Annotated in this window: 21 protein-coding genes; 7 read left to right on the top strand and 14 right to left on the bottom strand. The window is 59.8% G+C overall.

The annotated features are described in order from the left end of the window. The first annotated feature begins 1 nt into the window (after nt 1). Nucleotides 2–1,267 carry an ammonium transporter gene (locus OOT55_RS14875; protein ID WP_265366633.1) on the top strand — a complete coding sequence of 422 codons (1,266 nt, stop codon included), beginning with the start codon at nt 2–4 and terminating at the stop codon, nt 1,265–1,267. Between the two features lie 149 nt (nt 1,268–1,416). Continuing rightward, entirely contained in the window at nt 1,417–1,755 is a 339-nt protein-coding gene (locus tag OOT55_RS14880) for a P-II family nitrogen regulator (RefSeq protein WP_024461944.1), read from the top strand. Nucleotides 1,756–1,827: 72 nt separating this feature from the next. Here OOT55_RS14880 and OOT55_RS14885 read toward each other — a convergent pair whose 3' ends face one another. Continuing rightward, complete coding sequence (locus OOT55_RS14885) at nt 1,828–2,169, bottom strand: hypothetical protein (RefSeq protein ID WP_265366634.1); 342 nt, start codon at nt 2,167–2,169, stop codon at nt 1,828–1,830. Between the two features lie 305 nt (nt 2,170–2,474). Here OOT55_RS14885 and OOT55_RS14890 point away from each other — a divergent pair, with 305 nt between their 5' ends. Beyond that, nucleotides 2,475–2,765: a hypothetical protein gene (locus OOT55_RS14890; protein ID WP_265366635.1), complete on the top strand. Its 291-nt coding sequence runs from the start codon at nt 2,475–2,477 to the stop codon at nt 2,763–2,765. A 60-nt stretch (nt 2,766–2,825) separates the two neighbouring features. Here the strand turns inward: OOT55_RS14890 and OOT55_RS14895 are convergent, their stop codons facing one another. From OOT55_RS14895 to OOT55_RS14940, 10 genes are all read right to left on the bottom strand, one after another. Beyond that, complete coding sequence (locus tag OOT55_RS14895) at nt 2,826–3,119, bottom strand: hypothetical protein (RefSeq protein ID WP_265366636.1); 294 nt, start codon at nt 3,117–3,119, stop codon at nt 2,826–2,828. Nucleotides 3,120–3,159: 40 nt separating this feature from the next. Further along, the gene (locus OOT55_RS14900; RefSeq protein ID WP_265366637.1) at nt 3,160–4,698 is read right to left on the bottom strand and encodes a methyl-accepting chemotaxis protein; all 1,539 of its coding nucleotides are present in this window, start codon (nt 4,696–4,698) and stop codon (nt 3,160–3,162) included. Nucleotides 4,699–4,946: 248 nt separating this feature from the next. Further along, a complete protein-coding gene (locus OOT55_RS14905) occupies nt 4,947–8,003 on the bottom strand; it encodes a S8 family serine peptidase (RefSeq protein WP_265366638.1) in 3,057 nt (1,018 codons plus the stop codon). Nucleotides 8,004–8,291: 288 nt separating this feature from the next. After that, nucleotides 8,292–9,068, bottom strand: coding sequence for a ThuA domain-containing protein (locus OOT55_RS14910; RefSeq protein WP_265366639.1), 777 nt, complete (start codon nt 9,066–9,068; stop codon nt 8,292–8,294). Between the two features lie 42 nt (nt 9,069–9,110). Then, nucleotides 9,111–10,352 carry a hypothetical protein gene (locus OOT55_RS14915; protein WP_265366640.1) on the bottom strand — a complete coding sequence of 414 codons (1,242 nt, stop codon included), beginning with the start codon at nt 10,350–10,352 and terminating at the stop codon, nt 9,111–9,113. Between the two features lie 13 nt (nt 10,353–10,365). After that, nucleotides 10,366–11,835, bottom strand: coding sequence for a 4-hydroxy-3-polyprenylbenzoate decarboxylase (gene ubiD, locus OOT55_RS14920; protein ID WP_265366641.1), 1,470 nt, complete (start codon nt 11,833–11,835; stop codon nt 10,366–10,368). Between the two features lie 92 nt (nt 11,836–11,927). Continuing rightward, nucleotides 11,928–13,187, bottom strand: a complete 1,260-nt coding sequence (gene rho / locus OOT55_RS14925; protein ID WP_024461953.1) for a transcription termination factor Rho — start codon at nt 13,185–13,187, stop codon at nt 11,928–11,930. 390 nt (nt 13,188–13,577) lie between these two features. Next, nucleotides 13,578–13,907 (bottom strand): thioredoxin TrxA, encoded by a 330-nt coding sequence (trxA, locus tag OOT55_RS14930; protein ID WP_265366642.1) that lies wholly within the window; start codon nt 13,905–13,907, stop codon nt 13,578–13,580. 226 nt (nt 13,908–14,133) lie between these two features. Next, the gene (locus tag OOT55_RS14935; RefSeq protein WP_265366643.1) at nt 14,134–15,825 is read right to left on the bottom strand and encodes a sensor histidine kinase; all 1,692 of its coding nucleotides are present in this window, start codon (nt 15,823–15,825) and stop codon (nt 14,134–14,136) included. 11 nt (nt 15,826–15,836) lie between these two features. Further along, entirely contained in the window at nt 15,837–16,619 is a 783-nt protein-coding gene (locus OOT55_RS14940; protein ID WP_265366644.1) for a response regulator transcription factor, read from the bottom strand. 186 nt (nt 16,620–16,805) lie between these two features. On the opposite strand from OOT55_RS14940, the gene OOT55_RS14945 reads away from it, so the two are divergent. After that, complete coding sequence (locus tag OOT55_RS14945; RefSeq protein WP_265366645.1) at nt 16,806–18,278, top strand: hypothetical protein; 1,473 nt, start codon at nt 16,806–16,808, stop codon at nt 18,276–18,278. 20 nt (nt 18,279–18,298) lie between these two features. Then, nucleotides 18,299–18,982, top strand: coding sequence for a vWA domain-containing protein (locus OOT55_RS14950; RefSeq protein WP_265366646.1), 684 nt, complete (start codon nt 18,299–18,301; stop codon nt 18,980–18,982). A 2-nt stretch (nt 18,983–18,984) separates the two neighbouring features. Here the strand turns inward: OOT55_RS14950 and OOT55_RS14955 are convergent, their stop codons facing one another. Beyond that, nucleotides 18,985–20,610 carry a methyl-accepting chemotaxis protein gene (locus tag OOT55_RS14955; protein ID WP_265366647.1) on the bottom strand — a complete coding sequence of 542 codons (1,626 nt, stop codon included), beginning with the start codon at nt 20,608–20,610 and terminating at the stop codon, nt 18,985–18,987. Between the two features lie 459 nt (nt 20,611–21,069). Then, entirely contained in the window at nt 21,070–21,747 is a 678-nt protein-coding gene (rpiA, locus tag OOT55_RS14960) for a ribose-5-phosphate isomerase RpiA (protein WP_265366648.1), read from the bottom strand. 37 nt (nt 21,748–21,784) lie between these two features. On the opposite strand from rpiA, the gene ilvA reads away from it, so the two are divergent. Further along, nucleotides 21,785–23,374: a threonine ammonia-lyase, biosynthetic gene (gene ilvA, locus OOT55_RS14965; protein WP_265366649.1), complete on the top strand. Its 1,590-nt coding sequence runs from the start codon at nt 21,785–21,787 to the stop codon at nt 23,372–23,374. Between the two features lie 301 nt (nt 23,375–23,675). After that, nucleotides 23,676–23,816, top strand: coding sequence for a hypothetical protein (locus OOT55_RS14970; RefSeq protein WP_265366650.1), 141 nt, complete (start codon nt 23,676–23,678; stop codon nt 23,814–23,816). Between the two features lie 27 nt (nt 23,817–23,843). On the opposite strand, the gene OOT55_RS14975 is transcribed toward OOT55_RS14970, so the two are convergent. Further along, nucleotides 23,844–24,458 (bottom strand): 5-formyltetrahydrofolate cyclo-ligase, encoded by a 615-nt coding sequence (locus OOT55_RS14975; protein ID WP_265366651.1) that lies wholly within the window; start codon nt 24,456–24,458, stop codon nt 23,844–23,846. Between the last annotated feature and the right edge of the window lie 8 nt (nt 24,459–24,466).

Raw genomic sequence — 24,466 nt, forward strand, 5'->3', positions numbered from 1 at the left:
AATGGAAGAAAATATTTTTCATTTGCAGTATGCGATCGACACGTTTTACTTTCTAGTATGTGGGGCACTGGTCATGTGGATGGCCGCGGGCTTCTCGATGCTTGAGGCGGGTCTGGTCCGTGCTAAAAACACCACAGAGATTCTGACCAAAAACGTCTCTCTGTTCGCCATTTCATGCATCATGTACCTGGTGTGTGGTTACGCCATTATGTACGACGGGGGAATTTTCCTCTCCGGTATCCAGAACGTGGATGTCGCCTCTACTCTGGGTGAGTTCTCCGAGCGTGGTGACTTCACCGGTGGTTCCATCTACTCCGGCGCTTCGGATTTCTTCTTCCAGGTCGTGTTCGTGGCCACCGCCATGTCTATCGTCTCGGGTGCCGTCGCTGAGCGTATGAAGTTGTGGGCCTTCCTGGCTTTCGCCGTTGTCATGACCGGCTTCATCTACCCGATGGAAGGTTCCTGGACCTGGAACGGTGCCGACGTCTTTGGCATGTATAACCTGGGCGACCTGGGTTTCTCTGACTTTGCCGGTTCCGGTATTGTCCACATGGCCGGTGCGGCCGCTGCTCTGGCCGGCGTGATCCTGCTGGGCGCCCGTAAAGGCAAGTATGGTCCCAACGGTGAAGTGCGCGCCATTCCCGGTGCCAACCTGCCGCTGGCCACTCTGGGTATGTTCATCCTGTGGATGGGCTGGTTCGGTTTCAACGGTGGTTCGGTGCTGAAGCTGGGCGATATTGCCAACGCCAACTCCGTCGCCATGGTGTTCCTGAACACCAACGCCGCAGCGGCAGCCGGTCTGGTGGCGGCGCTGATCCTGGGTCGCATCCTGTTCGGCAAGGCTGACCTGACCATGGCGCTGAACGGGGCTCTGGCCGGTCTGGTGGCCATTACTGCTGAGCCGTCTACCCCGAGCGCTCTGGGCGCCAGCATCATCGGTGCCATTGGCGGTATCATTGTTGTCTTCTCCATCGTGGGGCTGGACAAGCTGAAGATCGACGACCCGGTCGGTGCCATCTCCGTTCACGGTGTGGTCGGTCTGTGGGGTCTGCTGGCGGTGCCGTTCACCAATAGCGACGTCAGCTTCCTGGGACAGATTGTGGGTGCACTGACCATCTTCGTCTGGGTATTCGTGACCAGCCTGATCGTCTGGGGCATCCTCAAGGCTGTGCTTGGACTGCGGGTTTCCGAGGACGAGGAATACGAAGGTGTCGACCTGTCCGAATGTGGTATGGAAGCGTATCCGGAATTTGTCAGCAACAAGTAAAGACCGGCCGGGGGTGCCTCGCACCTCCGGCGTTCAAGCCACTTGCTTTTGAGTGGCGGGAGATGACCCAAACCGCTGTAACGTGTATCTTAGAGGCATAGGTCACTTCACAACCGTCACTTTAAAGTCGTTTAAGTAAGGAACTCACAATGAAACTGATCACTGCTGTAGTAAAACCGTTCAAGTTGGACGACGTGCGCACCGCACTGTCCGAGGTAGGCGTTCAGGGCATGACGGTCACCGAGGTCAAAGGTTTTGGCCGCCAGAAAGGTCACACCGAGCTGTATCGGGGTGCCGAGTACGTGGTGGACTTCCTGCCCAAGGTAAAGGTCGAGCTGGCTGTTGACGACTCTCTGGTCGAGCAGGCGGTGGAAGCCATTACCAAGGCCGCCCAGACTGGCAAAATCGGCGACGGTAAGATCTTTATCACGCCGCTGGAGGAAATCATCCGTATCCGTACCGGTGAAACCGGCCCGGACGCGATCTGATCCCGATTGCTCCCGTTGTACGCAAAACCGGCGCCTTCAGGCGCCGGTTTTGTTTTATGGGGGCTGAACCTCTCAGTTCTGGTCCCGGCTTCGCTCCACGATGGTGTCCACCTCGGGCCTCAGTTTGGCCACATACTGTCGGTGGCGCAGCACCATGAAAATGGGCAGAACCACCACCATGATGATTCCCCCGGTCACCGGCCGTCCCAGCCCCAGCGCCGGTCCCGCCACCAGCGCGATAAACAGCGATACCGCGCAGATCCACACCAGGCTGATAATGTTCCCCCGCCAGTGGGTCAGCTTTCTCTCCGGCGCATAGGCGCGCTCGTGGGCCTGCTGCAGAATCGCCGCCTGTTCTTTTTCAGACAGCTCTGCCAGTTGGGGGAAGTGTTTGCTCAGTAGCCGAACGTTCATAACTGCTTCCGTTAGTGGTCGAAGCGGCGCCAGGGACGCGCTCCTTAGGGTGGTTTGTGGGACTATACGCCCGTTCCGATGGTGTCGATGTGTCGGAACGATCTGAGCGCACCTGGTGGTAATAACCAAAATTTTACCCCGATTGCCTGCTAAGGTAAAAAAAGCCTAAAAACACCTTCAAAAACTCATGACGTCGTCGTTTTCTTGCGCTATAAATTACGCGAAAACGGGTCAAAACCGGCCGTTCTAAGCCGGCTTTTTTCTGGCCCGGATTGACGTGTAACTGGCGTGGTGGAGGTGTCACTATGGCAAGTCAATACCCCCTCGATGATAACGATGTGGATGATGTGCTTGAGGATGAAGACAGTGCCGACGATGAGGTGCTGGACGAGTCTGAAGTCGAGCTGTCGTATTCCGGTAAAAGTGAAGGCTACGAAGACTTCAGTGTGGCCGCCCGTCAGCGTTTACGCGATGAGCTGGCTCGCCAGGTGGAGGCCTTTCTGGCCCGGGGTGGACACATCAGTGAAATTCCCTCCACTTTGAACAACACCCGACCGAAGAAGCCGGTGTCCGATTATGGTGATCGGATGATGTGATGGGGTTCAGTAACGGCGGATAAGCGCGAAGCGCGCATCCGCCGTCACCAATCCCCCAAATCAACTATTCCGCGACTTGAAGGTCCGGATCGCCTCGTTAAACTCCGCCGCAAAATCCTCCAGCGCGGAAATTTCCTTGCGTTTCTCACCGCCACTCATGCGGGCACAGCCCAGATACTCCTCCATGGCCTTAACATAGGCTTTGACTTCGTTGTTGGCTTTGACCATCTGTGCGGTCTCCGCCGTCATCGGGTCCGGAATGGCGGGTTTGGCATCCGGGGCGCTGCACGCCTGGGCCAGGCCAGGCAGACCGAGGGTGGCTACAACACTGCAAAGGAGTAGAGTTTTTTTCATGCTGTTGTTCTCTCTGGCTTTTGGTTATTGGTGCGCCGTCCTATAGCTTGAAGCGATTCACCAGGCTGGTGAGTCTTTCCGCGGTTTCCGCCAGGCTGCTGGTGTTGGAATTGATTCGGCTGGAACTCTCCGCCGTGCTCTGTGCAACCTGGGAAATACTGTCGATATTGCCTTCGATCTGCTGGGTAGCCGAGCTTTGCTCTTCCGAGGCCACCGCTACCTGATTGGTGCGGTCACGGATGACGCTGACCAGCTCGGTGATGTCGACCAGAGAGCTGGTGGCTTCTCCGGCTTTTTCCACTGAGGCCTCGGCCTGGCTGGTGCCCTGGGCCATCATTTCGACGGCTTCTTTGGCGCCCACCTGCAGCCGCTCGATCATTTCCTGGATTTCCGTCGTGGAGCTCTGGGTGCGGGAGGCCAGGGTACGCACTTCATCGGCGACCACGGCAAAGCCACGACCCTGCTCGCCGGCGCGCGCGGCTTCGATGGCGGCGTTCAGGGCCAGCAGGTTGGTCTGTTCGGCCACGCCGCGGATGACATCGAGCACGGAACCGATGCTGACGGTTTCCTTATTCAGACGATCAATGACCTCGGCGGCGCGGCGGATCTCAGAGGCCAGACTCTCGATCTGGCGGGTGGTGGCGTTCACCACCTGCTTGCCATTGGTGGCGGACTGATCGGCCTGATGCGCCTTTTCGGCGGTTTCACTGACGCTCTCGGTCACGTCCTGTACCACGTTGGCCATCTGCTTGATGGCGACCACGACCTGTTCGATTTCGGCCTGCTGGTTTTTGATGGCATTCTCGTTTTCATTGGACAGCTGCGACACCATATGGGCGTTTTCACTGACTTCCTGAGCCGTGTCGGCCACGCTGGCGATGATACTGTGGAGACGTTCCACGAAGGTATTGAAGCAGGTGGCCAGCTCGGCAATTTCATCGCTTCCGCTGACCGGCAGACGCCGGGTCAGGTCGCCCTCGCCCTCGGAGATATCGCGCAGAGCCCGCACCACCTGATTGACCGGCTTGATAATGCTCGCCTGAACCAGGTAGGCGATGGAGGCGGCGATCACACTGATCACGATGATGAGAATCACGGCGTCCGCAATGGCTTCGCTGACCAGCTTGTTCAGCTCGCTCATGTCCACGCGCGCGGAGATGGTGCCGATCTGGGTGTCACCTTCCATAATCGCTTCGGTCATCACGATATGGCCGTCCTGTTCGATCATCCCAGTCTGACGGGGGGTGCGGGGAATGTCGCTGGGCAGTGCCCCCCCCTCCTGGCCGCGAATGAACCAGGCGAAAGGCTTGCCGTCGCTGTAGATCACGGCGTTGAGAACACGTTCGCTTTCGGTCAGTGCCTCCAGTGAGTTCGTGACGGTGGTGGTGTCCCCGAAACTGATGGCCCCCACATTGGAGGCACCCAGAACCTGGGTCAGCGTACGGGTGTCTTCAATGATCGTCTCTTCCGTGGTGGCAAGGCCACCGCGGACGGTCACCACCGTCGTTACGATGACTGCCAGGATGCAGGTCAATGTGACGCTCAGTAGGATTTTCCATTTCAGCGATAAATTATTCACGATACCCTCATTCTTTATATTTCATGGCCGACGCGTTGTTCCCGCTGATCCGGAAAGTGCTCCGTGGCGTATTTTGTAACATTTTGCCACATTGATCCTGATCAGACACGGAATGTTCTAGAAAAAAATGTGATAAAAATCCTGAAGTCCGCTAATCCGGAGTATAGCGAACCCGGTATCAGGCCCGGTGTTGGGGTGGCGGGCCTGATGGTGGGGCGTCCTGCTTTAGGGTTAACGGCTGAATAGGATTACTCTTGAGGACCTCTTTGGCGCAGACGCTCGGGCGGGGAAACGTGTCGGGAGTAGGTTGTGGGTGGTTCGGGCGCGCCGGATCCTTGCTGGGCACTGGATTCAAGCAGGCCGCCCAGAATGCCCAGGGTGAAGTCGAGCCCGGAGCGGTTCGCGTCGGTCACTTCAATCACCTGCTCACGCTCCAGGCTGGGGTAGGCCCCACACTGCTCAGCGAGTTGGCAAATGATGCCGTCGGCGTCGATATCGGAGCCCGCGACAACGGAATAGCGGCCCGGGAGTACGCCGGTGATTTCGAAGGTGGCCTCTTCGTTGGAGGTGTCCGTGGGAACGGCCACGGCCTGGTAGGCGGTGCCTTCGGCGTCGTCCTGGTCAATCAGTAGCACGTAGGTTCGCGTGAGCTGGCCGGTGGTTGAGACCGTGCCGACCTCCATGAACACCTCCAATGTCAGCGTACTGTCGCTGTCCACGGTGAACAGCACCCGGCCCCGGTAGAAACCCGGGCTGTCTTCCAGGGGCGCGCGATCGACGGTAATCCGGTAACGGCCCAGCCCGTTGGACTGAACGTCAAAAGGCTCAACCGCCAGCCAGGATACGTCGGTGTCAAAGGTGATCGAGTCCGGCTCACCCTCTCCCTCTGAAATCAGTTCGACCAGCGTTTCCGAGGTGGTGCCCAGGTTGACCCGGGACGGCTGCACGCTCACTCGGGCGGGCCACTGAAAATCGGCGTCATTAGCGATTTGGTATGCTTTGCCTACCGCCAATTCGGCGTCAATCTGGCCGTAACCCAGCTCATCGCTGCGCGTGCCGTCCCCCGCGGTCAGGTCTCCCTGTTCCAGCAATTGAGTGAATTCAGCGGCCGTCAGACCGGGGTATACGGCTTTCATCAGGGCGGCGACCCCGGCCACATGGGGGGCCGCCATGGAGGTACCCTGGTAGGACAGGCTATAACCGGGTTGAATGGCTCCCGAGGCATCGCGCTCCCCGCTGGTGCTGAGGATACCGTCCGGGATGGCATCGCCATTGGCGTCCTCGCCCAGGTTGCCGCCGGGAGCGACCACATCCAGGGTTTCCCCGAAGTTGGAATAAGGCGCACGCTGTCCGGCCGCAGTGGTTGCTCCCACGGAAATCACAGTGGGGTAGCTCGCGGGAAAAAGCGGCTCGGCGGTGTTTTCATTGCCGGAGGATGCGACCACCAGTATGCCCAGAGCTTCACTGATCTGCCGGAAGGTATCCGCTTCGACCTGGGAGTTCCCGGGGCCCCCCAGGCTGAGATTGATGATATCCGCCGGGCGTTCGGGCAGGGTGCCACTGTCGTTTTCCAGCCCGGCGGCGTAGAGCACACTCTGCAAGATGTCGTAGCTGGTGCCGCCGCCGACTCCCAGGGCGCGAAGGGGCATAATCTGCGCGCCCCAGGCAATCCCGGCACCGCCCTCGCCGTTGTCGCTGGCGGCGGCCACGGTGCCGGCCACATGGGTGCCGTGCCAACTGTCCGGGTCCAGGCTGTCGCCATCGCCCGGGTCGCTTGGGTCGGCGTCGATGCCCGGTTGGTTGTCGTTGGCGCGCTCGTCGTCCCGGATAAAGTCATAGCCATCCCGCAATTGGCCCTGCAGATCGGGGTGCTCGAGTATGACCCCGGTGTCTACCACCGCGATAATGGGGGCATCGCCTGTTTCCGGAGTGCCTGTGGTCAGGTCCCAGGCGCGGGGCAGGTTGATGACGTCGTAATGCCATTGCAGGTCATAGCGCGGATCGTTGGGAACGCGCTGGACCTGACGCAGGTAGTTGGGTTCCGCCAGGGCGACGGCCGGGTCGAGACGCCGGGCCTTGATGGCTCTCAAGGTGGAGAGCTTCTGATAGGCGGCCGGATTGCGCTGGCTGAGGCTGGCCAGGGCGCTGCCGGGGTGGTGGTAGGCCCGGGCACTCAGTGGGACGCTCTGCTCCAGGAGCACGCGGGCCGGTTGTCCCTTGCTCAGGCTTTTCCGACCGGTCTCGGCGGGGATCACCAGCATCTGTCCCGGCACGAAATCGCCGGATTGCGTCTGGCTCAGATCGGTCTGTGGGGCAGTGCCCTCCGGGAGCAGGCGCAGTATGTACTTGGAGGTTCCCTGCGCAGCGGTCACTTCGATCAGGTAATCCCCGGTTTCCGCAATGGTCAGTTCCTCAAACTCACCGGTGCCGGTGGAGCTTCCGACCAGGTCCTCTGTGGCGGAGTATAGGTAGAGGTCCAGGTCGCCCTGGTACCGGGTTTCATCGCTGTCCACCGGGGCGTAATCCACCACCTGCAATTGGATCAGCTGTCCCTCCTGCAGGCTGACCCGATAGTAATCCGCCGGGTTGGGGGTATCGGCGAAGTGTGCCGGGAAGCGCGGGTCGATGTCGGCGGGTTCGGCGGTGGCAAAGCCGGCCAGGGTGGTGCGGTTATTGATGAACTGGGGGGTATCGAAGCTGTCGTTCAACGCCAGCTCGGTGCTGGCGTCATTGAGTGTGCCGTCAAACTGGTTCAGGGCGGTGGCGTTCAAGGTGCCGCTGACGGTGTACACGTCGGGCTCGAAGCGGACACTGATGGTGCAGGCGGCGCTTACCTCCGCGACGGTGTACCGGTCGTCTTCTAGGCGGCCGCCGCAGCCGGAAATACTGGCCAGCCGGTAATCTTCAGCGGGAAGCACGACAAACTCGGTGGTATCCTCGATGGTGACCAGGGCAGACTCTGGAGACAGTGTGCCCAAACCGCTTACCTGGGTACTGATCCGATAATCGCTGAGCTGGAAGCGGGCGCTGACGGTGCAGTCACTTTGAACCGTATCGGTGGTGAAGATATCCCGGGTGCGCTCGCCGCCACAGCCGGTAATGCTCTGAAGCTCGTAGCCCGGGTCCGGTGTGATGGTGAAGCTCGTGGTCTGGCCCGCCTCCACCTGGCGCTGACTGGGCGTGATCTGCCCGCCCGTATTGTTCTCCGCGCGGACTTCGTAAACGGTGGGCCCCGGGTCGCCGCTGCAGGCGATCAGTGCCGCCGCCAGGGCGAATGGCCAAAGGGCTCTGTAGATGACAGACATAGCGAATACTCAGCCGGTGGATCAGTCTTCACAGGCTAGTATACGTCTGGGATAGGCGACAGGTTGTGCGGTGGGTGGCAAAATGGTGTGAAATGCGCCAGCGGAGATTGGTTTAGGTGTGGTTACGGCGGATGCGCCCTACTCGAGCCGCGGAGGTGCGCGTAGGGCGGATCGGTCCGACGCCTCGGAGAGCGAAGCCCGCATCCGCCGTTAGCCCCGTAGGTCGGATTAGCGCGCAGCGCGTAATCCGACAAACCGCCCCCGAGGCGAGGGCGCTGACACGAAGATCTACTTCTTGAGACCTTTACCCGTGGCCGCCCACATCAGGCCGCCATAGATATGCTCCAGGAACAGCCGATCTTCATAGGTGGCGGGAATATGGCCCAGTGCGGTGTAGAACGCGCGGCCGCCATCGTACTCGTGATACCAGGCGATGGGCCGGAAATCCATGTCCTGGCTTTCCTTGTCACCCCACTTGGCGTAGGTGTCGTAGGTGTCGCCATTCACGGACAGAATGTAGTTCAGCGTATCAATCCGCTCGGTGCCGAACTCATAGAACTCATCGGTCCACCAGAAGTTGTCGGGCATGCGCTCAAGCCCCGGGAACTTGCGGTCCAGTACTTCGAGCTCGGCGGTCTGGTTGCGGGGGTGAATGTGGAAGGTGCGGCCCACCATCTTGGTGTACCAGTCCCAGTCGTATTCAGTGTCCGAGGCGCTGTGAATGCCCACAAAGCCTTTACCGGACTGGATGAAGCGCTCCATGGCTCCCTGCTGCTCTTCGTTCAGGATATTGCCGGTGGTGAGCAAAAACAGGATGACGTCGTATTGTTCCAGGTTCTCGTCATTGATCAGATCGGCGTCTTCGTGCCAGTCAACGGCGAACTCGTGCTTTTCGGCCATCTCCCGGATGGCGGCCACACCTTCATTCACCGATTTGTGATGAAAACCGTCCATTTTGGTGAACATCAGTACTTTAAATTGCGGGACGGACTGGGCCTGAACGCCGGTAAAGGTAAACAGCAGGCCGAGTACGCAGGCGGCGGTAAACAGATACTTCTTGAGCATTGCCGTGGATCTCCGGGTGTTGGGGTTATAGTTAGTGTGACGCTATTGTGCCTTGGGTTGGGGCGTATTGGAAGGTTTGCGAAGCAACGGTGTATCCAACACCTTTGATGGCTTACCCATCACCTCCTCCACCACCTCCACAAACATCTCGGTGGTCACCGTACGCTTCTCGATCAACACCCGCGCGACGTCATCCAGGTTGCGCTCACCGTCCGTCGCACTCTGAATTTCCCGATCCAGTTCATCCAGCAGCACCACTGCCCGGGCACTGGTGGCGCCGGCGGAGTATTTCTTGCGCAGGGTTTTGATGTCGCTGCCCCAGTCCGCCAGCCCCTTCATGACCCGCGTGCGTCGCGCCTCGGTCAGCGATCCGGCCCGGTACAAGAGTTCAACGGCGTAGAATTCCGCCAGGCCTTCCACCAGCCAGTCGCTTTGATTGCGGCTGTCGATCCGGGTGACGACATGGATCAGTTCGTGAATGACCGTGCTGGTGCCGTTTTCGCTGACCATGGGCCGGTCACCATGGAGGAACAGGGCGTTGGGTCCGGACAGGGCGCCGCGCCACATGGGGTCGCCGTGGCCGATGACCGCGAATTTGGGGGGGGCGGTTTGAAACGCTTTTTCGACCTCGGGCCAGACGTTGGTAATCAGGGTCACCACATCCATCCGCCGCAGGTTACTGCCCTTGGGCGCACTGACCACCAATTCGGTATCGCCCAACTTCTCCCGGCGGGTGCCCAGTTGCCCGGCAATCATCCAGCCGGTGGGGCGGTCGAAACGTCGCTCGGGATTGTCGATCCGAAAGCGACGCGCCCCGGCTTTTTTCCAGCCGGTGCTGACACTGGTCCAGTGGTCGGGGAGCGTAAAGTGCAGCCAAGCCTCGGCCTGAGCGCCTACTGTGGAGCGTACCCGTGCAGCGGGAATAATATCGTCCCCCCGAAAGATGGCCCAGTCCTCGGTCATCAGGGAGTCGTATTCGCCCGGGTCGCGCTCGTGGGACACGTCAACGTGGAGGGAGAGACGCGCGTTACGTTTGGGCGGCGTCCAGATGGCCCGACCGTCTTCAAGTTGCAGCTCGCCGTTGGCTTCCAGGTTGGAATAGCGGCCGGAGCCGATATCAAAGTCCAACAATTTCAGAAGACCGTGGTGGTCGCTTTCGATCACCACCTCGGCCCGGTCGTGTTCGGGGTTCAGGGTGACGTGGTAATGCAGGGGATAGGTCGGGTTCTCTGCGTTGGCTGCGAGAGAGAGGAGCAGGATCGATATGACAGAGAGTAATCGCATGCAGTTTGCCGGTTTATGAATCTATCCCCAGTTCATCCCACAACGCATCCACACGCTGCTTGACCTCGGGGTCCTGGACAATAGGACTGCCCCATTCGCGATCCGTTTCACCGGGCCACTTGTTGGTGGCATCCAGCCCCATCTTCGAACCCAGCCCGGAGACCGGCGAAGCAAAGTCCAGATAATCAATGGGGGTGTTATCCACCAGCACCGTATCCCGGCTGGGGTCCATGCGGGTGGTGATTGCCCAGATCACATCCTTCCAGTCCCGCGCATTGACATCATCATCCACCACAATGACAAACTTGGTGTACATGAACTGACGCAGGAACGACCAGACGCCCATCATGACCCGCTTGGCGTGACCGGGATACTGCTTCTTCATGGTCACCACCGCCATGCGGTAGGAGCAACCTTCCGGAGGCAGATAGAAGTCCACAATTTCCGGGAACTGCTTGCGCAGAATCGGCACGAACACCTCGTTCAGCGCAACGCCGAGAATGGCCGGCTCATCCGGCGGGCGGCCGGTATAAGTGCTGTGGTAAATCGGATCTTTGCGGTGCGTGATGCGCTCCACGGTAAAGACCGGGAAGCGATCCACCTCGTTGTAGTAACCGGTGTGATCCCCAAACGGACCCTCATCGGCCATATCGTCCGGTGCCAGATAGCCTTCCAGAATGAACTCGGCCGAAGCGGGCACCTGCAGATCGTTGCTCTGGCTTTTGACGACTTCGGTTTTATCGCCCCGTAACAATCCCGCGAAACCGTACTCGGACAACGTGTCCGGCACCGGAGTGACCGCGCCAAGAATCGTGGCGGGGTCCGCGCCCAACGCGATGGAGACCGGGAAGGGCTCACCCGGGTGGGCTTTCTGCCAGTCCCGAAAATCCAGAGCGCCCCCGCGGTGGGCCAGCCAGCGCATGATCAGACGGTTCTTGCCGATCTTCTGCATCCGGTAGATGCCCAGGTTTTGCCGCTCTTTCTCCGGGCCACGGGTAATCACCAGTGGCCAGGTGACCAGCGGCCCGGCATCGCCGGGCCAGCAGGTCTGAATGGGGAGCTTGTCCAGATCCACCGCGTCGCCTTCCAGCACCACGTCCTGACAGGGCGCCTTGCGTACGACCTTCGGCCCCATATTCAGAACCTGTTTGAAAATTGACAGCTTTTCCCAAGCGTCTTTAAAGCCTTTGGGGGGCTCCGGCTCTTTCAGAAAGGCGAGCAGTTTGCCCACTTCCCGCAGCGCTTCCACCGACTCTTCGCCCATACCCAGAGCGACCCGTTCGGGCGTGCCGAACAGGTTACCCAGCAGCGGAATATCGTAGCCCTTGGGATTTTCAAACAGCAGAGCGGGGCCGCCGGCACGCAGGGTGCGGTCACAGATTTCCGTGATCTCCAGGTAGGGATCGACTTCGGCGGTGATGCGTTTCAATTCGCCGCGTTGTTCGAGCAGGTGGATGAAGTCTCGGAGGTCGCGGTATTTCATAGGCGAGGGTAGTGGGGGTAGGTTGTTTTAAGGCGCGTCGCGTTTGGGCAACGGCGGATAAGGGCAAAGCCCGCATCCGCCGTAACCAAAACCTACTTCCGCTTCATGGACAGGAAGAACTCATCATTGGTCTTGAAGTCCTTCAGCTTGTCCACCAGGAACTCGGTTGCGGCCACGTCTTCCATGTCGTGCAGCAGGCGGCGCAGAATCCAGGCGCGCTGCATTTCATCTTCCTTCATCAACAGGTCTTCGCGACGGGTGCCGGAGCGGCGCACGTTGATGGCGGGGTAAATACGCTTCTCGGCGATTTTCCGATCAAGGTGCAGTTCGAGGTTACCGGTGCCTTTGAATTCCTCGTAAATCACTTCGTCCATCTTCGAGCCGGTATCCACCAGCGCGGTGGCGATGATGGTCAGGCTGCCGCCCTCTTCAATATTCCGGGCCGCACCGAAGAACCGCTTGGGGCGCTCCAGGGCGTGGGCGTCCACACCACCGGTGAGTACTTTACCGGAGGAGGGGATCACGGTGTTGTAAGCGCGGGCGAGGCGGGTGATGGAGTCGAGCAGAATGATCACGTCTTTCTTGTGTTCCACCAGGCGCTTGGCCCGCTCGATCACCATGTCGGCCACCTGCACGTGACGGGCCGGCGGCTCGTCAAAGGTGGAGGCGACCACTTCGCCGCGCACCGAGCGCTGCATTTCGGTCACTTCTTCCGGACGCTCGTCAATCAGCAGAACGATCAGGTGGCACTCGGGGTTGTTGCGGGTAATCGCCTGGGCAATGTTCTGCATCATCAGGGTTTTACCGGCTTTGGGCGGTGCCACGATCAGGCCGCGCTGGCCTTTGCCGATGGGAGAAATCAGATCGATGATACGTGGAGTCAGATCTTCGGTGGAACCGTTACCGGCTTCCAGGCGCAGACGCTCATCGGGGAACAGGGGGGTGAGGTTTTCAAACAGGATTTTGTGCTTGGAACTTTCGGGCTTGTCAAAGTTGATCTCGTTGACCTTGAGGAGGGCGAAGTAACGTTCGCCTTCCTTCGGGGGCCGGATCTTGCCCGCAATGGTGTCGCCGGTGCGCAGATTGAAGCGGCGAATCTGGCTGGGGGAGACATAGATGTCGTCCGGGCCGGCCAGGTAAGAGCTGTCGGCCGAGCGCAAAAAGCCAAAGCCATCCTGCAGAATTTCCAGGACGCCGTCGCCGTAGATGTCTTCACCGCTCTTGGCGTGGCGCTTTAGGATATTGAAGATGATGTCCTGTTTGCGCGAACGGGCCATGCTTTCCAGCCCCATTTCCCGCGCGATGTCGATCAGTTCTTCGATGGGTTTGGTTTTCAGGTCGGTTAAATTCATACAGTGTGACTTTGGTGTGAAGGTTAATGGATTTGTTGTTGCACGAAAATTGTGATTTTGCGCGTGCGGGACTGGTGGTGCCGGGGTGCCGTTATCTCTGCTTACAGGCTGACTGCAGGCCAGGGTGGCTGAGCCACAGAGCGCCGAAACAGGGAGAACAAGCGGGAATTTAATGGAAATCAACTGGCGTTTCAGTCAACTCCCCGGAGCTGCCCATCGATTTGGCTGGTCCATCAATCTGGATGGTGGTTCAGAGCTGAATCAAGGCCGGGCAAACATCGAATGAAGGGAGTATAGCGATAAACGCCGGGTAGTGCAAAGGCGCAGCGGTTTGTCCGTCACGCGTCCGGCAACCACCCGCCATGCGGGGGCTGCCGACGGGGGTCGGGCTTACAGAGCGCCTTCGATAAACTCGACCAGTTGCTGTTTGGACAGCGCGCCGACTTTGGTGGAGTCCGGTTCGCCGTTTTTGAAGATGATCAGCGTCGGGATACCACGGATGTTGAATTTGCCGGGGACTTCTTTGTTGGCGTCCACATCCATCTTGGTGATTTTGATCTTGTCACCATGGGTGCCGGCCAGCTCGTCCAGGATCGGGGCGATCATTTTGCAGGGACCACACCAGGCCGCCCAGAAATCAACCAGTACGGGCTTGTCGGCCTTCAGGACTTCGGCCTCGAAGCTCTCGTCAGTGACGTGCACTATAGCGTCGCTACTCATAAAGCTGTGTCTCCAAATCGGTATCGTGAGTGAAGCGGTGTCGACCGCGCCAAGCGGGTCGTGGCCGCTTTATACGTGTGCCAGCATAATAAGGATTGCATTGCGGCCAGGCAAGGGGCAAAAAGCAATGGCGCTTATAAATGCCAACAATATAAAAGCCTATGCTGGTAGTAACGTTTAATTATATATGGGGGCCAATAGCTGAATTTCAATATCGATAAAGCACTCAGCCACGGTACTCCTCAAGGGCTTCAAAGGGGCGGTTCAGGTCCTCCACCTGCGGTGCCAGAGCGTCCAGATCCTCATCGTCGCCTTCCACCCGGGAGGCGGCCGTGGGCAGCAGCACCCGGAAACAGACGCCCGCCACATCCAGAGGGGTAAAGGTGAGCTTGCCCCCCTTGCGTCGGGGTTGGACCTCCAGTGCCCAGCGGGGTATGGCGGGGTTTTGAGGATCCAGCAGGGTCTCCCGAGCGCCTGTGGGATCCAGTTCGAGCGCGAGGGTGTCCTGACTGCCCGTCGGGGTCAACTCGACCCGGGTGATGGCTTGTTCAAAGTCCCATTCCAGGGCGGTGGCCCCGGGGGCGGACGGGTCGCTCAGGGTCTGCGCCCGCCGGCATTGCGGCTGACCGTCCTCGTTCAGGGTGACTTCGATCACTTCGGTGGTCAGCTGTCCGTCGGCCAGGGCGATACGCAGGGAATAATAGGCGGATCGGTTCTCGATGTTTTCCACCTGCACCCGCCCTTCATACCCTTTGACGATCTCCTGTACAAAGAACAATCCGAGCCCCTTGCCGTGATGCTCCCGGGCGCGGCGGGTGGAGTAGCCGAGCTGGAAAATCTGCTCCATGGCGTCCGGGTCGATATGCGGGCCCCGGTTGTACACCGCGAGTTCGACCCGGGCCCCGCGCTGGCCCAGGGTAAGTGCAACGCGGTTGTATTTGGATTTGGCTTTTTTACGGGCGAAGAACTGGGCGTTTTTCAGCAGGTTTTCCAGCATCAGCACAAAATGGTTCTCGTTCCCGAGCAGACTGTCGGTCGGGTCCAGGTAAGCGCGGAACTGAGGGTCATCGTCCAGAGTCAGTCGCTCATTGGCGCGCTCATCCAGCGCTTCGAGACGGGTTGGAGAGTCCTGCAGCAGGGGCGCGAGCGCTTTCAGCGTCGCTCTTCGTGGCAGATAGTCCGGGCGATGGGGGACGGCCTCGGAGGTATCATCGTTGAGTAAGCGCTGGTAATAGTGCTCCTCACACTCGCACAACTGGTTGCCGATGTGCAGGGCAATATTGTCCGTGGTGGACAGGTCCAGCAGGTCCCAGAGGTAGCGCATGGCATCGAAGGCGTCCCGATCCCGGGCATGGTCCTCATCGCTCGGGTACTGGCCCTGTTCCAGGTGAGCCTGCAGGGCCGTCTGTACCTTGTCAAAGCAGATGACCCCGTTGTGGCGCACTTCGGCGGCGATGCTTTTGAAATGCAGAAATTTCTCGTCGTACTCGATGTACTCCAGCAGCTTTTCGCTGATGAACAGTTTCAGTTTGTCGGCGTGCCCGGCGTAAGTGTGAGCCTTGAGTTGCAGTTGTTTCTTGCTCTGCCAGACCTGGTTCAGTTCGGTACGCAAGCGCTCGATGTCCCGGTCAAAGGCGCTCAGCCGCCGGCTGTGGTGGAACACATCGCGCAGGATCAGCAGGGCAAAGATCAACAGCGCCGCCAGTTTGACCTCCAGCGTCTGAAGCAGTGGGTGCAGACGGTAGCCGTCGGGCATCAGGCCGAACTCGCGCAACAGCTGGGGCTCGCCCGCCGCCAGCAGGTAGGCGCCCAGCGCCAACCCGGCCAGGCTGCTCAGCCAGGGAAAAGCCACCCGTCGCGGGCGAACCGCGGGAGGGCTGGCGGCGGAATCAACCGCCTTGTCGGAGGTCTCGGCCACGATGCGGCTCCTTAATCTGATTGGACCGGCTTCCAGCAATAGGCGCCGAGGTCCCCGAAGGTGACAATGCCTTCTCCCCGCTGGCACAAGGCCATGAAATCCAGGGCCGGTTGAGCCCGCTGAATGGCGTGGCGCAGAGTTTTGATGTGCTGGCGGTAATTGGCGTAGGAAAAGCGTTCCGGGTCGGCCTCCAATGCCTCGGCCATTTGCAGGGTGGATACCGGCCGGGGTGAGGCTTCCACCAGATAACGCAGAATTTTCCGGGGTGTCGGGCCCAGTGGGCGACGGGGATTGTTGGGGTTCATCAGCTTGTGGCCGTGCCAGAAGACTTCCCAGGTGACCTTGTCCAGCGTCAGTGGCCCACTGGTGAGCTGTTCGGTTTTGGGGGCTTCACGTTGACGCAGGGCCGCCTTGATCCGCCAGCACAAGACCGCTTCGATATTGCGTTGATGCTTGGCGATGAAATCCTGAATGCCGCCCTGCTCGAACGCACTCTGCTCAATATCCGTGCCGCTGTACTCGGACAGATAGACCTGGGGGACGTCGGGCCATTTGCGCTGCAGTGCCCGGGAGACCGAGGCGCCAGCGGTGTCCCGGCCGTTCATCTGGGCGTCCAGCAGGGCGATATCCGGCGCCTGGCCGGCGTCGCTCTGCTTGATATGCTGGCAGGCTGCTTCGGCGAACCGGAATACGCGCACACGGGTGGGCCGACCATCAAAATCGGTGGCCTCGAGTACCGGCTGGAACTTTTCGATCCAGTGGGACTGATCTTCAACCCAGAGTATGTCTGCCATGGACAAAGTGTAGCATTGGCTGCCAGAAAGGCTGTGATGGCGGTCACTCTTGGGCAAAGCCGCCTTCTTCCGATGCGTCAACAATCTCCGTGCCTGACCAACTCACCGATTTTTCACTGACGTTCGCGATACTTCGAGTCAAGCCAATCCACTGATTGGCACAGTCATTGATTCGGAGGATTCAACATGTTCAATCAACTACTGACCCTCTGGTCGGATTCGCCAGCACTCTCGCTGGCGATCTGGCTGGTGATTCTGGTGGTGGTGCTCTATCTGGGGCGCCGCCATGCCCATCAACTGTTTCGCGCCAGTGGCCGGGCCGTACACGGGGCCATGCGCCTGTGGAGCCGGTCCATTGGCCAACTGGAAGATCGCCTGGTGGCGCGCAACCGGGATGTTCTGCTGGCCATGGGGCGTCGCTCGGCGGAAGCCGCCATCGAGCGGGACTTCAACCGGGTGCACACCATCATGGAGCGGGATCTGAGCCGCTACCCCAATCTGCACCGCAAGATTGCCGACGCCATCGAGAAAATCGAGGCCGATTATCAGGAGGCCAGCGATGCGCCGCCGCTACCACCGGCCTGGTCGGAGGTGATCGAAACCGTCTCCGGTCTGCCCGGCAGCAGTGACCCGGCGGTGCACAAGGTGCTGGAAAACATCCGTGAGGTGATTGAAGACGCCCATAAAGAGACGTTGAAGCTGTATCAGAAAAGCAGCCGGGAACGGCACCGGATTCTGGCCGGCATGCAGCCCCAGTGGCGCTCCCTGGATCAGAACCTGAGCCAGGTGAAGCAGACCATTGATGGGCTGGATGAGCGCAGCAAGACCATTGATGAACAGATGCAGGAATACGCAGCGATTCGCGCCGGGGAAGACAAGGCGGTGAATTCCCTGACTGCGTCCTCCATGACCCAGTTTCTGATTGCCGGACTGGTGCTGGCCGTTGCCCTGATGGGCGGGCTGATCAACTTCCACCTGATCGCCATGCCCATGTCGGAGATGGTCGGCAGCAATAGCTATGTGGGCTCCATGCGCATTTCGGACGTCGCCGCGCTGGTGATTATCCTGTTGGAAGTGGCCATGGGGGTGTTTCTGTTGGAATCCCTGCGAATCACCCACCTGTTTCCGATCATCGGCAGTATGGATGACCGGATGCGCCGGCGGATGATGATTGTCAGCCTGACGCTGTTGACCATTCTGGCCAGCATTGAGGCCTCACTGGCCTATATGCGCGACCTGCTGGCGCTGGACCGCGAGGCGCTCAACCAGACCCTGACCGGAGCCGCCGTGGTGGAGGCCCAGTTCCGTTGGATTCCCTCCATCGGTCAGATGGTGCTCGGTTTCATTCTGCCGTTTGTGCTGGCGTTTGTGGCGATTCCGCTGGAGTCGTTCATCCACTCCCTGCGCACCGTGGTGGGGGTGATGGTCGTGGCCCTGCTGCGCGGGCTGCGTCTGGTCGTGCGCCTGGTGGGCGGTATGGCCAATCATCTGAGCAAAATGCTGGTGCACCTGTATGACATGCTGATTGTGGTCCCTCTGGCCATTGAGCAGTGGGTGAGTCGCCCGCGTTCCAGTGAGCGCAAAGTCGACCGCGAGGACCCGCCCTGGGACGACAGTGAGGATCTGGAAACGACCAAAGTGGTGGGGGTGAAGCCATGAAGCGGACAACGGAAACAGCCATGAAGCCCGGCCTCGGTGTCGTTTGGCGCGGCGTTATCGCCGCCGCGCTGCTCGGTGCACTGAGCCTCATCAGCGCCTGCAGCGACACCCAGCGCCCGGATAACCGCGCCGTGTATCTGCTGCTGGATACCTCCGGGACCTACACCGAGGAACTGGACAAAGCGCAGTCATTGATTGCCTATCTGTTGGGTTCGCTGGACAGTGGTGATTCGATGGCGGTGGCCCTGATTGACGGCGGCAGCTTTACCGAGAAAAACATCGTCGCGAAAGTCACCTTTGACGATCGTCCGAGTGTGGCCAATGGCCAGAAGCGGGCGTTCAAGGAAACGTTGGACGAGGTGTTGGGGGGTATCGAGCGAGGGGCCGCCAATACCGACATCACCGGCGGCGTGATTCAGGGCCACGACTATCTGACTGAAACCGGCGCCGGACAGCGCTACCTGTTTGTGTTCTCCGATCTGGAGGAAGATCTTCAGGAGGGGCAGATCCGGGACTTTCCCATCGATATGTCCGGGGTGGAAGTCGTGGCCCTGAACGTCACCAAGCTGCGCCGGGACAACATCGACCCGCGGGATTACGCCAAGCGCCTGGAGCACTGGCAGGGCCGGGTGGAGTCCGGCGGCGGCCAGTGGCGGGTGATCAATGACCTGGAGCGGCTGGGCGACATGATTCAGTGGCGGTGATGTTACACCCGGAAATGTGCAATCTGGGTGGACAGATGCCGCGACAACTCATTGAGATCCCGCGCGGTTTTCGTGGACCCCTGGGCGCTCTGATGGGCGCCCTGGACCAGTTCCACCACCCGCTCAATGTTCTTGTTGATCTCCTCGGCGGCGTAGCTCTGTTCCTCGGCCGCCGTGGCGATCTGGGCATTCATCTCACTGATGCTGGCGACGGCCCGGGTAATTTCGGCTATCGCCTCTCCGGCCTCGCCGGCACTGGCCACGGTGTTTTGCGCCTGCTCCTGGCTGGCGGTCATGGCGGACATGGCGTTGGCGGCGCCGGCCTGCACGGCGTCGATGATTTCGGCGATCTCCCGGGTGGAGTCCTGGGTTCGTCGGGCCAGGGTCCGCACCTCGTCGGCCACCACCGCAAAGCCGCGCCCCTGCTCGCCGGCCCGGGCCGCTTCAATGGCGGCGTTGAGGGCCAACAGGTTGGTCTGCTCGGCGACGTTCTGGATCACTTCGAGCACACTGCCAATCCGGTTGGTTTCACCCTCCAGTTGACGCATGGCCTCGGCGACGGAATTCACGTCGTCGGACAGGTGGTTGATCGAGTCCAGGGTGGACTCCATCACCGAGCGACCGCGCCGGGCCCCTTCATCGGCCTGGGTGGCCGCCTCGGCGGCTCCCGAGGCGTTGTTGGCCACCTCCTGAACGGTGGAGGACATTTCGTTGACGGCGGTGGCCACCTGGTCGGTGGACTGTTCGGTATCGCCGGTCAGTCGGGTGATTTCATCGGCGTTCAGGTTGATGTGTTCGGAGGCGCGGTTGAGTTTCAGCGCCGAGTCTTTTACCGAGCCGATGACACCGCCCATCTCCGACTGTAGCCGGGTCAGGTTGTCGCTCAGTTGGCCCAGTTCGTCGGCTCGCTGGATGCGCACTTTGCCGGTGAAATCCCCTTGGGCCATTTGCTGGATGTGGTCCATCAAGGCTTTGAGTGGGCGCAGGAAGGCGGCTCGCAGCGTCCACCACAGCAGCACCACCACCAGCAGGGCGACGCTCGCAATGGCCACTTGCGACCAGAAGCTGACCTGAGCGCTGCCCTGTTCGACGTCGCGGGTGAGTGTGGCGACAGTGGCACTGATGTGTTCGGCGGCCTCGTCCAGCAGTCGGCTGGGTTCCCGGTCGATGCCGGAGACGGCGTTATCACCCACCGTCGGGTCGTAGTTACTGGCGCTGAAGGCTTCAAAACCGGTGCGGTATTCGCGGAACAGTGTCTGGTGGGCGTCGAGAAAGTCGGCTACGTCCTGGCGCACGGGGCCGGGCGCCATTTGGCTGAGCAGTGCCTGCCCTTCGTTCTGGATGATGTTGTGCTGTTCTTCGAACTGCTTCCAGTACCGGACGCGTCGGCTGTCGTCGTACCCACGCAGGAGGACGTTTTTCCACTCCTGAACCTGGACTTTGAAGTCGAAGTTCATCTGGTTGATGGCCCGTTCCTGGGCGATGTTGACGGTAATCAGTTCGTTGTAGCGGTCCAGCCGCTGGTTCAACTGACTGATGGCGATCACCGCCGTCACCAGCAAGCCCCCCAACCCGAGCCCCACCACGGCCATCAGCCGAGTCTGCATGCTGCGCTTGATCCAGTTCATTTTAGAACTCCTTTAAAACTTGTAAGCCGGGGCTGGTCGAGTGTGTCGCAGTCGGAAAGCCCAGAGCACTTGGGGTGAACCCTTCCAAGACACGCCGTAAACCCATCCTTGGGGGCTCGACGCGCGGAGTCCCTCCGCTTACGGTCTTGGAAGGGTTCACCCCAAGCGCTCCTCAGTGCCGGCATCAATGGCCGTGGATTCGACGCACTTAAAACCAAATATAGAAGGGTTGTCGGCTGAAGGGCGTAATCCTTGATTGGCAGGTAGTAAAGTAGTTCTAGGAGAGGGGCCGGGAGGAATGGCACGGAGGTCCGGAGGGAGGTGTACCTATCCCGGACCGTGGAGCCGGGGACCGGCGATGCGAGCCTACAGGGATGTATTTACGGCGTGTCCGGGATAGGTACACCTCCCTCCGGACCGGACTTTATGCACAGCTCTGCAGCTCGACTTCTCCCGAGTTTAATACTTGGGCTTGATGGTCTTCACACCTTCAGATGTGCCCAGCAGCAACACATCGGCGCCGCGTCGGGCGAACAGACCATTGGTTACCACGCCGGCGATCTGATTGATCTCCGCCTCCAGCTTCTTCGGCTCCATAATCTCCAGATGGTGCACATCCAGAATCACATTCCCGTTATCCGTCACCACACCCGTGCGATACACCGGATCACCGCCCAGCTTCACCAACTCACGCGCCACATACGAACGCGCCATCGGAATCACCTCCACCGGCAGCGGGAAAGCGCCGAGTATATCCACCCACTTGCTCTCATCCGCAATACACACAAACTCCCGGGACACCGCCGTGACGATCTTCTCCCGGGTCAGCGCTGCGCCACCGCCCTTGATCAGCTCCAACTGGGCGTTGCTCTCATCGGCGCCATCAACGTACACCAGCAGCTCGCTGACCTCATTCAGGTCATACACCGTGATACCCAGCTTCTGAAGACGTTCCGCCGAGGCATCCGAACTGGCCACGGCGCCCGCGAAATCGTCCTTCAGCTTACCGAGTGCGTCAATAAAGTAGTTGGCCGTAGAGCCGGTACCCACACCAATGATGCTGTCGCGTTGCAGTTTCGGAGCGATGTAGTCGACGGCGGCCTGGCCGACGGCCTGCTTGAGTTCGTCCTGAGTCATGATCACCTCGCTATTGTGAAGGCGCTTATTATACGCGATGGATGCCAGCGGTTCGCAAATTGTTTACCATGGGGGTTTGCCGTCTCACACAGCTTTGGTGCAACACACTCCTATGCCCGATTCCTACATCAAACGTATCCTCAATGCCCGCATCTACGACCTCGCCGTCGAAACGCCACTCGATCCGGCGCCGCTGTTGTCCCAGCGCACCGGTAATCAGGTGTTGCTCAAGCGTGAAGACCTGCAACCGGTGTTTTCCTTCAAGATCCGGGGCGCCTACAACAAGCTGCTGCAACTGAGCCCGGAACAGCGGGCCAAGGGCGTGATCGCCGCCTCGGCGGGCAACCATGCCCAGGGGTTGGCGATGGGGGCGCACCATCTGGGTATCAAAGCCACCATCGTGATGCCGCGTACCACGCCGCCGATCAAGGTGGATGCCGTGCGCGCCCGTGGGGGCAAGGTGGTCCTGCATGGGGACAGCTACGATGAAGCCTCCGCCCACGCCAAAAAACTGGTGGAAGAAAAGGGCATGACCTATATCCACCCGTTCGACGATCCGGACGTGATCGCTGGCCAGGGCACCGTGGCGATGGAAATTCTGCGCCAGTATCCGGGCCATATCGATGCGATTTTTGTTGCCGTCGGTGGCGGTGGCCTGTGTGCCGGGGTGGCGGCCTACGTAAAGTATGTGCGCCCCAATGTGAAAGTGATTGCGGTGGAGTCCGACGAGTCCGCCTCGCTCAAGGCGGCGATGGAGAAGAAGCGTCGGGTGACCTTGCCCCAAGTGGGCATTTTTGCCGACGGCGTGGCCGTGGCCCAGATCGGCAAGGAAACCTTCCGGGTGCTCCGCAAGACCATTGATGGGGTGATCACGGTCACCACCGATGAAATCTGTGCCGGTATCAAGGACATTTTTGAAGACACCCGCTCCATTGCCGAGCCGGCCGGTGCCATCAGCGTGGCGGGCATGAAGAAGTATGTGGCGGAGAACGGTATTACCGGACAGACCTTCGTCGCCATCGACTGTGGGGCGAACATCAACTTTGACCGGTTGCGCTACATTTCCGAGCGCACCGAAATTGGCGAGCAACGCGAAGCCATTCTGGCGGTCACCATTCCGGAGCGTCCCGGCGCCTATAAAGAGTTCTGTAAGGCGCTGGGCAAACGCAACATCACCGAGTTCAACTACCGCTATGCGGACAGCCAGGAGGCGAAGATCTTTGTCGGTATCCAGGTGGGCAGCGGCGGCCATGACCGCGCGGAGCTGGTGTCCGAGTTACGCGAGCAGGGCTATGAACTGGTGGATATGACCGATAATGAGGTGGCCAAAATGCACATCCGCCATATGGTCGGTGGGCATGCGCCGAATGTGGGGGATGAGATGGTGTTCCGGTTCGAGTTCCCGGAGCGCCCGGGTGCATTGCTCGCCTTCCTCAATCGGGTGGCCGGGCATTGGAATATTTCCATGTTCCACTACCGGAACCATGGCGCAGCCTATGGGCGGGTATTGATCGGTATGCAGGTGCCGAAAAAGGAGCGGGCGCAGGTGCGCAAGTTTCTGGATGAAATCAATTATCCCTATTGGGATGAAACCGACAATGAGGCGTATCAGTTCTTTTTGAGCTGAGGCGTATTGAGAAATCGTTGAGTCGGTGGATGACGGGCGACGCCCGTCATCCACCAAAAAACAGCGGTTGAAACGCACCCAAGTTCCTGTTCCCGCAAAAACCCGCCCCTAAAATGTGATTTTCAACACATTTACTTCAAAAAACGTCCATTTTTCCGACGTTTTCCTTGAACTGTCACGATTTTCGACTAACCTTAGACCTCGTTGCGATAAAAACGGTACGCCAACAGGGAAATTTAGTTCTGGACGGATGTCGATTAACTGAATACCTGAACGGTTAAAAAAGAAGGTTCCGAATAAAATGAAAACCGATATCGTTACTCTGGTTATTTTTGTGTTCTGCCTGGGTGTGCTGATCAGTGCGCTGGATCTCGGCCGCTGGTTTGGTGACGACGACAGCAGCGCTGCCTCGGTGGTCCTGCAGCAGGCCGATAATTCCTGAAGTCCACCGCTCGGCAAACCCACCTTTCTACCGAACGATCCCCCGGTCGGTCACCACCGCCGTCAGGGGGATGTCCCATGGCTCGATCGGCAACGCCGGTACCTGCTGGCAGGCGTGAGCCAGGCCAAACAGGTCCGGGCCGTGCCCCGGGATGTGATGATCGCCAGCCTTGAACGCAAAGGTCCGGTCGTAAAAGCCACCCCCCATTCCGAGTCGTCCACCCTTGGTATCGAAGCCTACCAGGGGCAACAGTACCAGATTCAGAAACGGCGCCGCCAGGCGTGGTTCCCGGTACGGGTTCGGTTCAGGAATGCCATAGCGATTGGGGTAGAGTGCGGTGCCGCGTTGCCAAAGCACAAACCAGAGGCGCCGCGGCTGAATGGGATGTAAGACTGGCAGATAGCACTGCTTGCCCAACTGCCAGGCGCGCTCGACGATCGGGGTGGGATCGATTTCGCCATCGTTGGGCCAATACACCGCAATGTGACGACTGCGAATGAATTCCGCCGTGCGGCAGAGCTGACGGGCCACGGCGTGGGCCGCGTCGCGGTGTTCCCGGGCGGACAGGGCGTTGCGGCGGGCGCGCAATCGCTGGCGCAGTTGTTTCTTGTCTGGAGCGGGGAATTCGGAAATCGTGCTCAAGGGCGAGA

This window comes from Marinimicrobium sp. C6131 (assembly GCF_026153455.1).
GTDB lineage: Bacteria > Pseudomonadota > Gammaproteobacteria > Pseudomonadales > Cellvibrionaceae > Marinimicrobium.

What these genes read in the sequence shown, in the direction of transcription:
- OOT55_RS14875 (WP_265366633.1), top strand. Translation starts at nt 2, where the DNA reads ATGGAAGAAAATATTTTTCATTTGCAGTATGCGATCGACACGTTTTAC.
- OOT55_RS14880 (WP_024461944.1), top strand. Translation starts at nt 1,417, where the DNA reads ATGAAACTGATCACTGCTGTAGTAAAACCGTTCAAGTTGGACGACGTG.
- OOT55_RS14885 (WP_265366634.1), bottom strand. Translation starts at nt 2,169, where the DNA reads ATGAACGTTCGGCTACTGAGCAAACACTTCCCCCAACTGGCAGAGCTG.
- OOT55_RS14890 (WP_265366635.1), top strand. Translation starts at nt 2,475, where the DNA reads ATGGCAAGTCAATACCCCCTCGATGATAACGATGTGGATGATGTGCTT.
- OOT55_RS14895 (WP_265366636.1), bottom strand. Translation starts at nt 3,119, where the DNA reads ATGAAAAAAACTCTACTCCTTTGCAGTGTTGTAGCCACCCTCGGTCTG.
- OOT55_RS14905 (WP_265366638.1), bottom strand. Translation starts at nt 8,003, where the DNA reads ATGTCTGTCATCTACAGAGCCCTTTGGCCATTCGCCCTGGCGGCGGCA.
- OOT55_RS14910 (WP_265366639.1), bottom strand. Translation starts at nt 9,068, where the DNA reads ATGCTCAAGAAGTATCTGTTTACCGCCGCCTGCGTACTCGGCCTGCTG.
- OOT55_RS14915 (WP_265366640.1), bottom strand. Translation starts at nt 10,352, where the DNA reads ATGCGATTACTCTCTGTCATATCGATCCTGCTCCTCTCTCTCGCAGCC.
- ubiD (WP_265366641.1), bottom strand. Translation starts at nt 11,835, where the DNA reads ATGAAATACCGCGACCTCCGAGACTTCATCCACCTGCTCGAACAACGC.
- rho (WP_024461953.1), bottom strand. Translation starts at nt 13,187, where the DNA reads ATGAATTTAACCGACCTGAAAACCAAACCCATCGAAGAACTGATCGAC.
- trxA (WP_265366642.1), bottom strand. Translation starts at nt 13,907, where the DNA reads ATGAGTAGCGACGCTATAGTGCACGTCACTGACGAGAGCTTCGAGGCC.
- OOT55_RS14940 (WP_265366644.1), bottom strand. Translation starts at nt 16,619, where the DNA reads ATGGCAGACATACTCTGGGTTGAAGATCAGTCCCACTGGATCGAAAAG.
- OOT55_RS14945 (WP_265366645.1), top strand. Translation starts at nt 16,806, where the DNA reads ATGTTCAATCAACTACTGACCCTCTGGTCGGATTCGCCAGCACTCTCG.
- OOT55_RS14950 (WP_265366646.1), top strand. Translation starts at nt 18,299, where the DNA reads ATGAAGCCCGGCCTCGGTGTCGTTTGGCGCGGCGTTATCGCCGCCGCG.
- OOT55_RS14955 (WP_265366647.1), bottom strand. Translation starts at nt 20,610, where the DNA reads ATGAACTGGATCAAGCGCAGCATGCAGACTCGGCTGATGGCCGTGGTG.
- rpiA (WP_265366648.1), bottom strand. Translation starts at nt 21,747, where the DNA reads ATGACTCAGGACGAACTCAAGCAGGCCGTCGGCCAGGCCGCCGTCGAC.
- ilvA (WP_265366649.1), top strand. Translation starts at nt 21,785, where the DNA reads ATGGATGCCAGCGGTTCGCAAATTGTTTACCATGGGGGTTTGCCGTCT.
- OOT55_RS14970 (WP_265366650.1), top strand. Translation starts at nt 23,676, where the DNA reads ATGAAAACCGATATCGTTACTCTGGTTATTTTTGTGTTCTGCCTGGGT.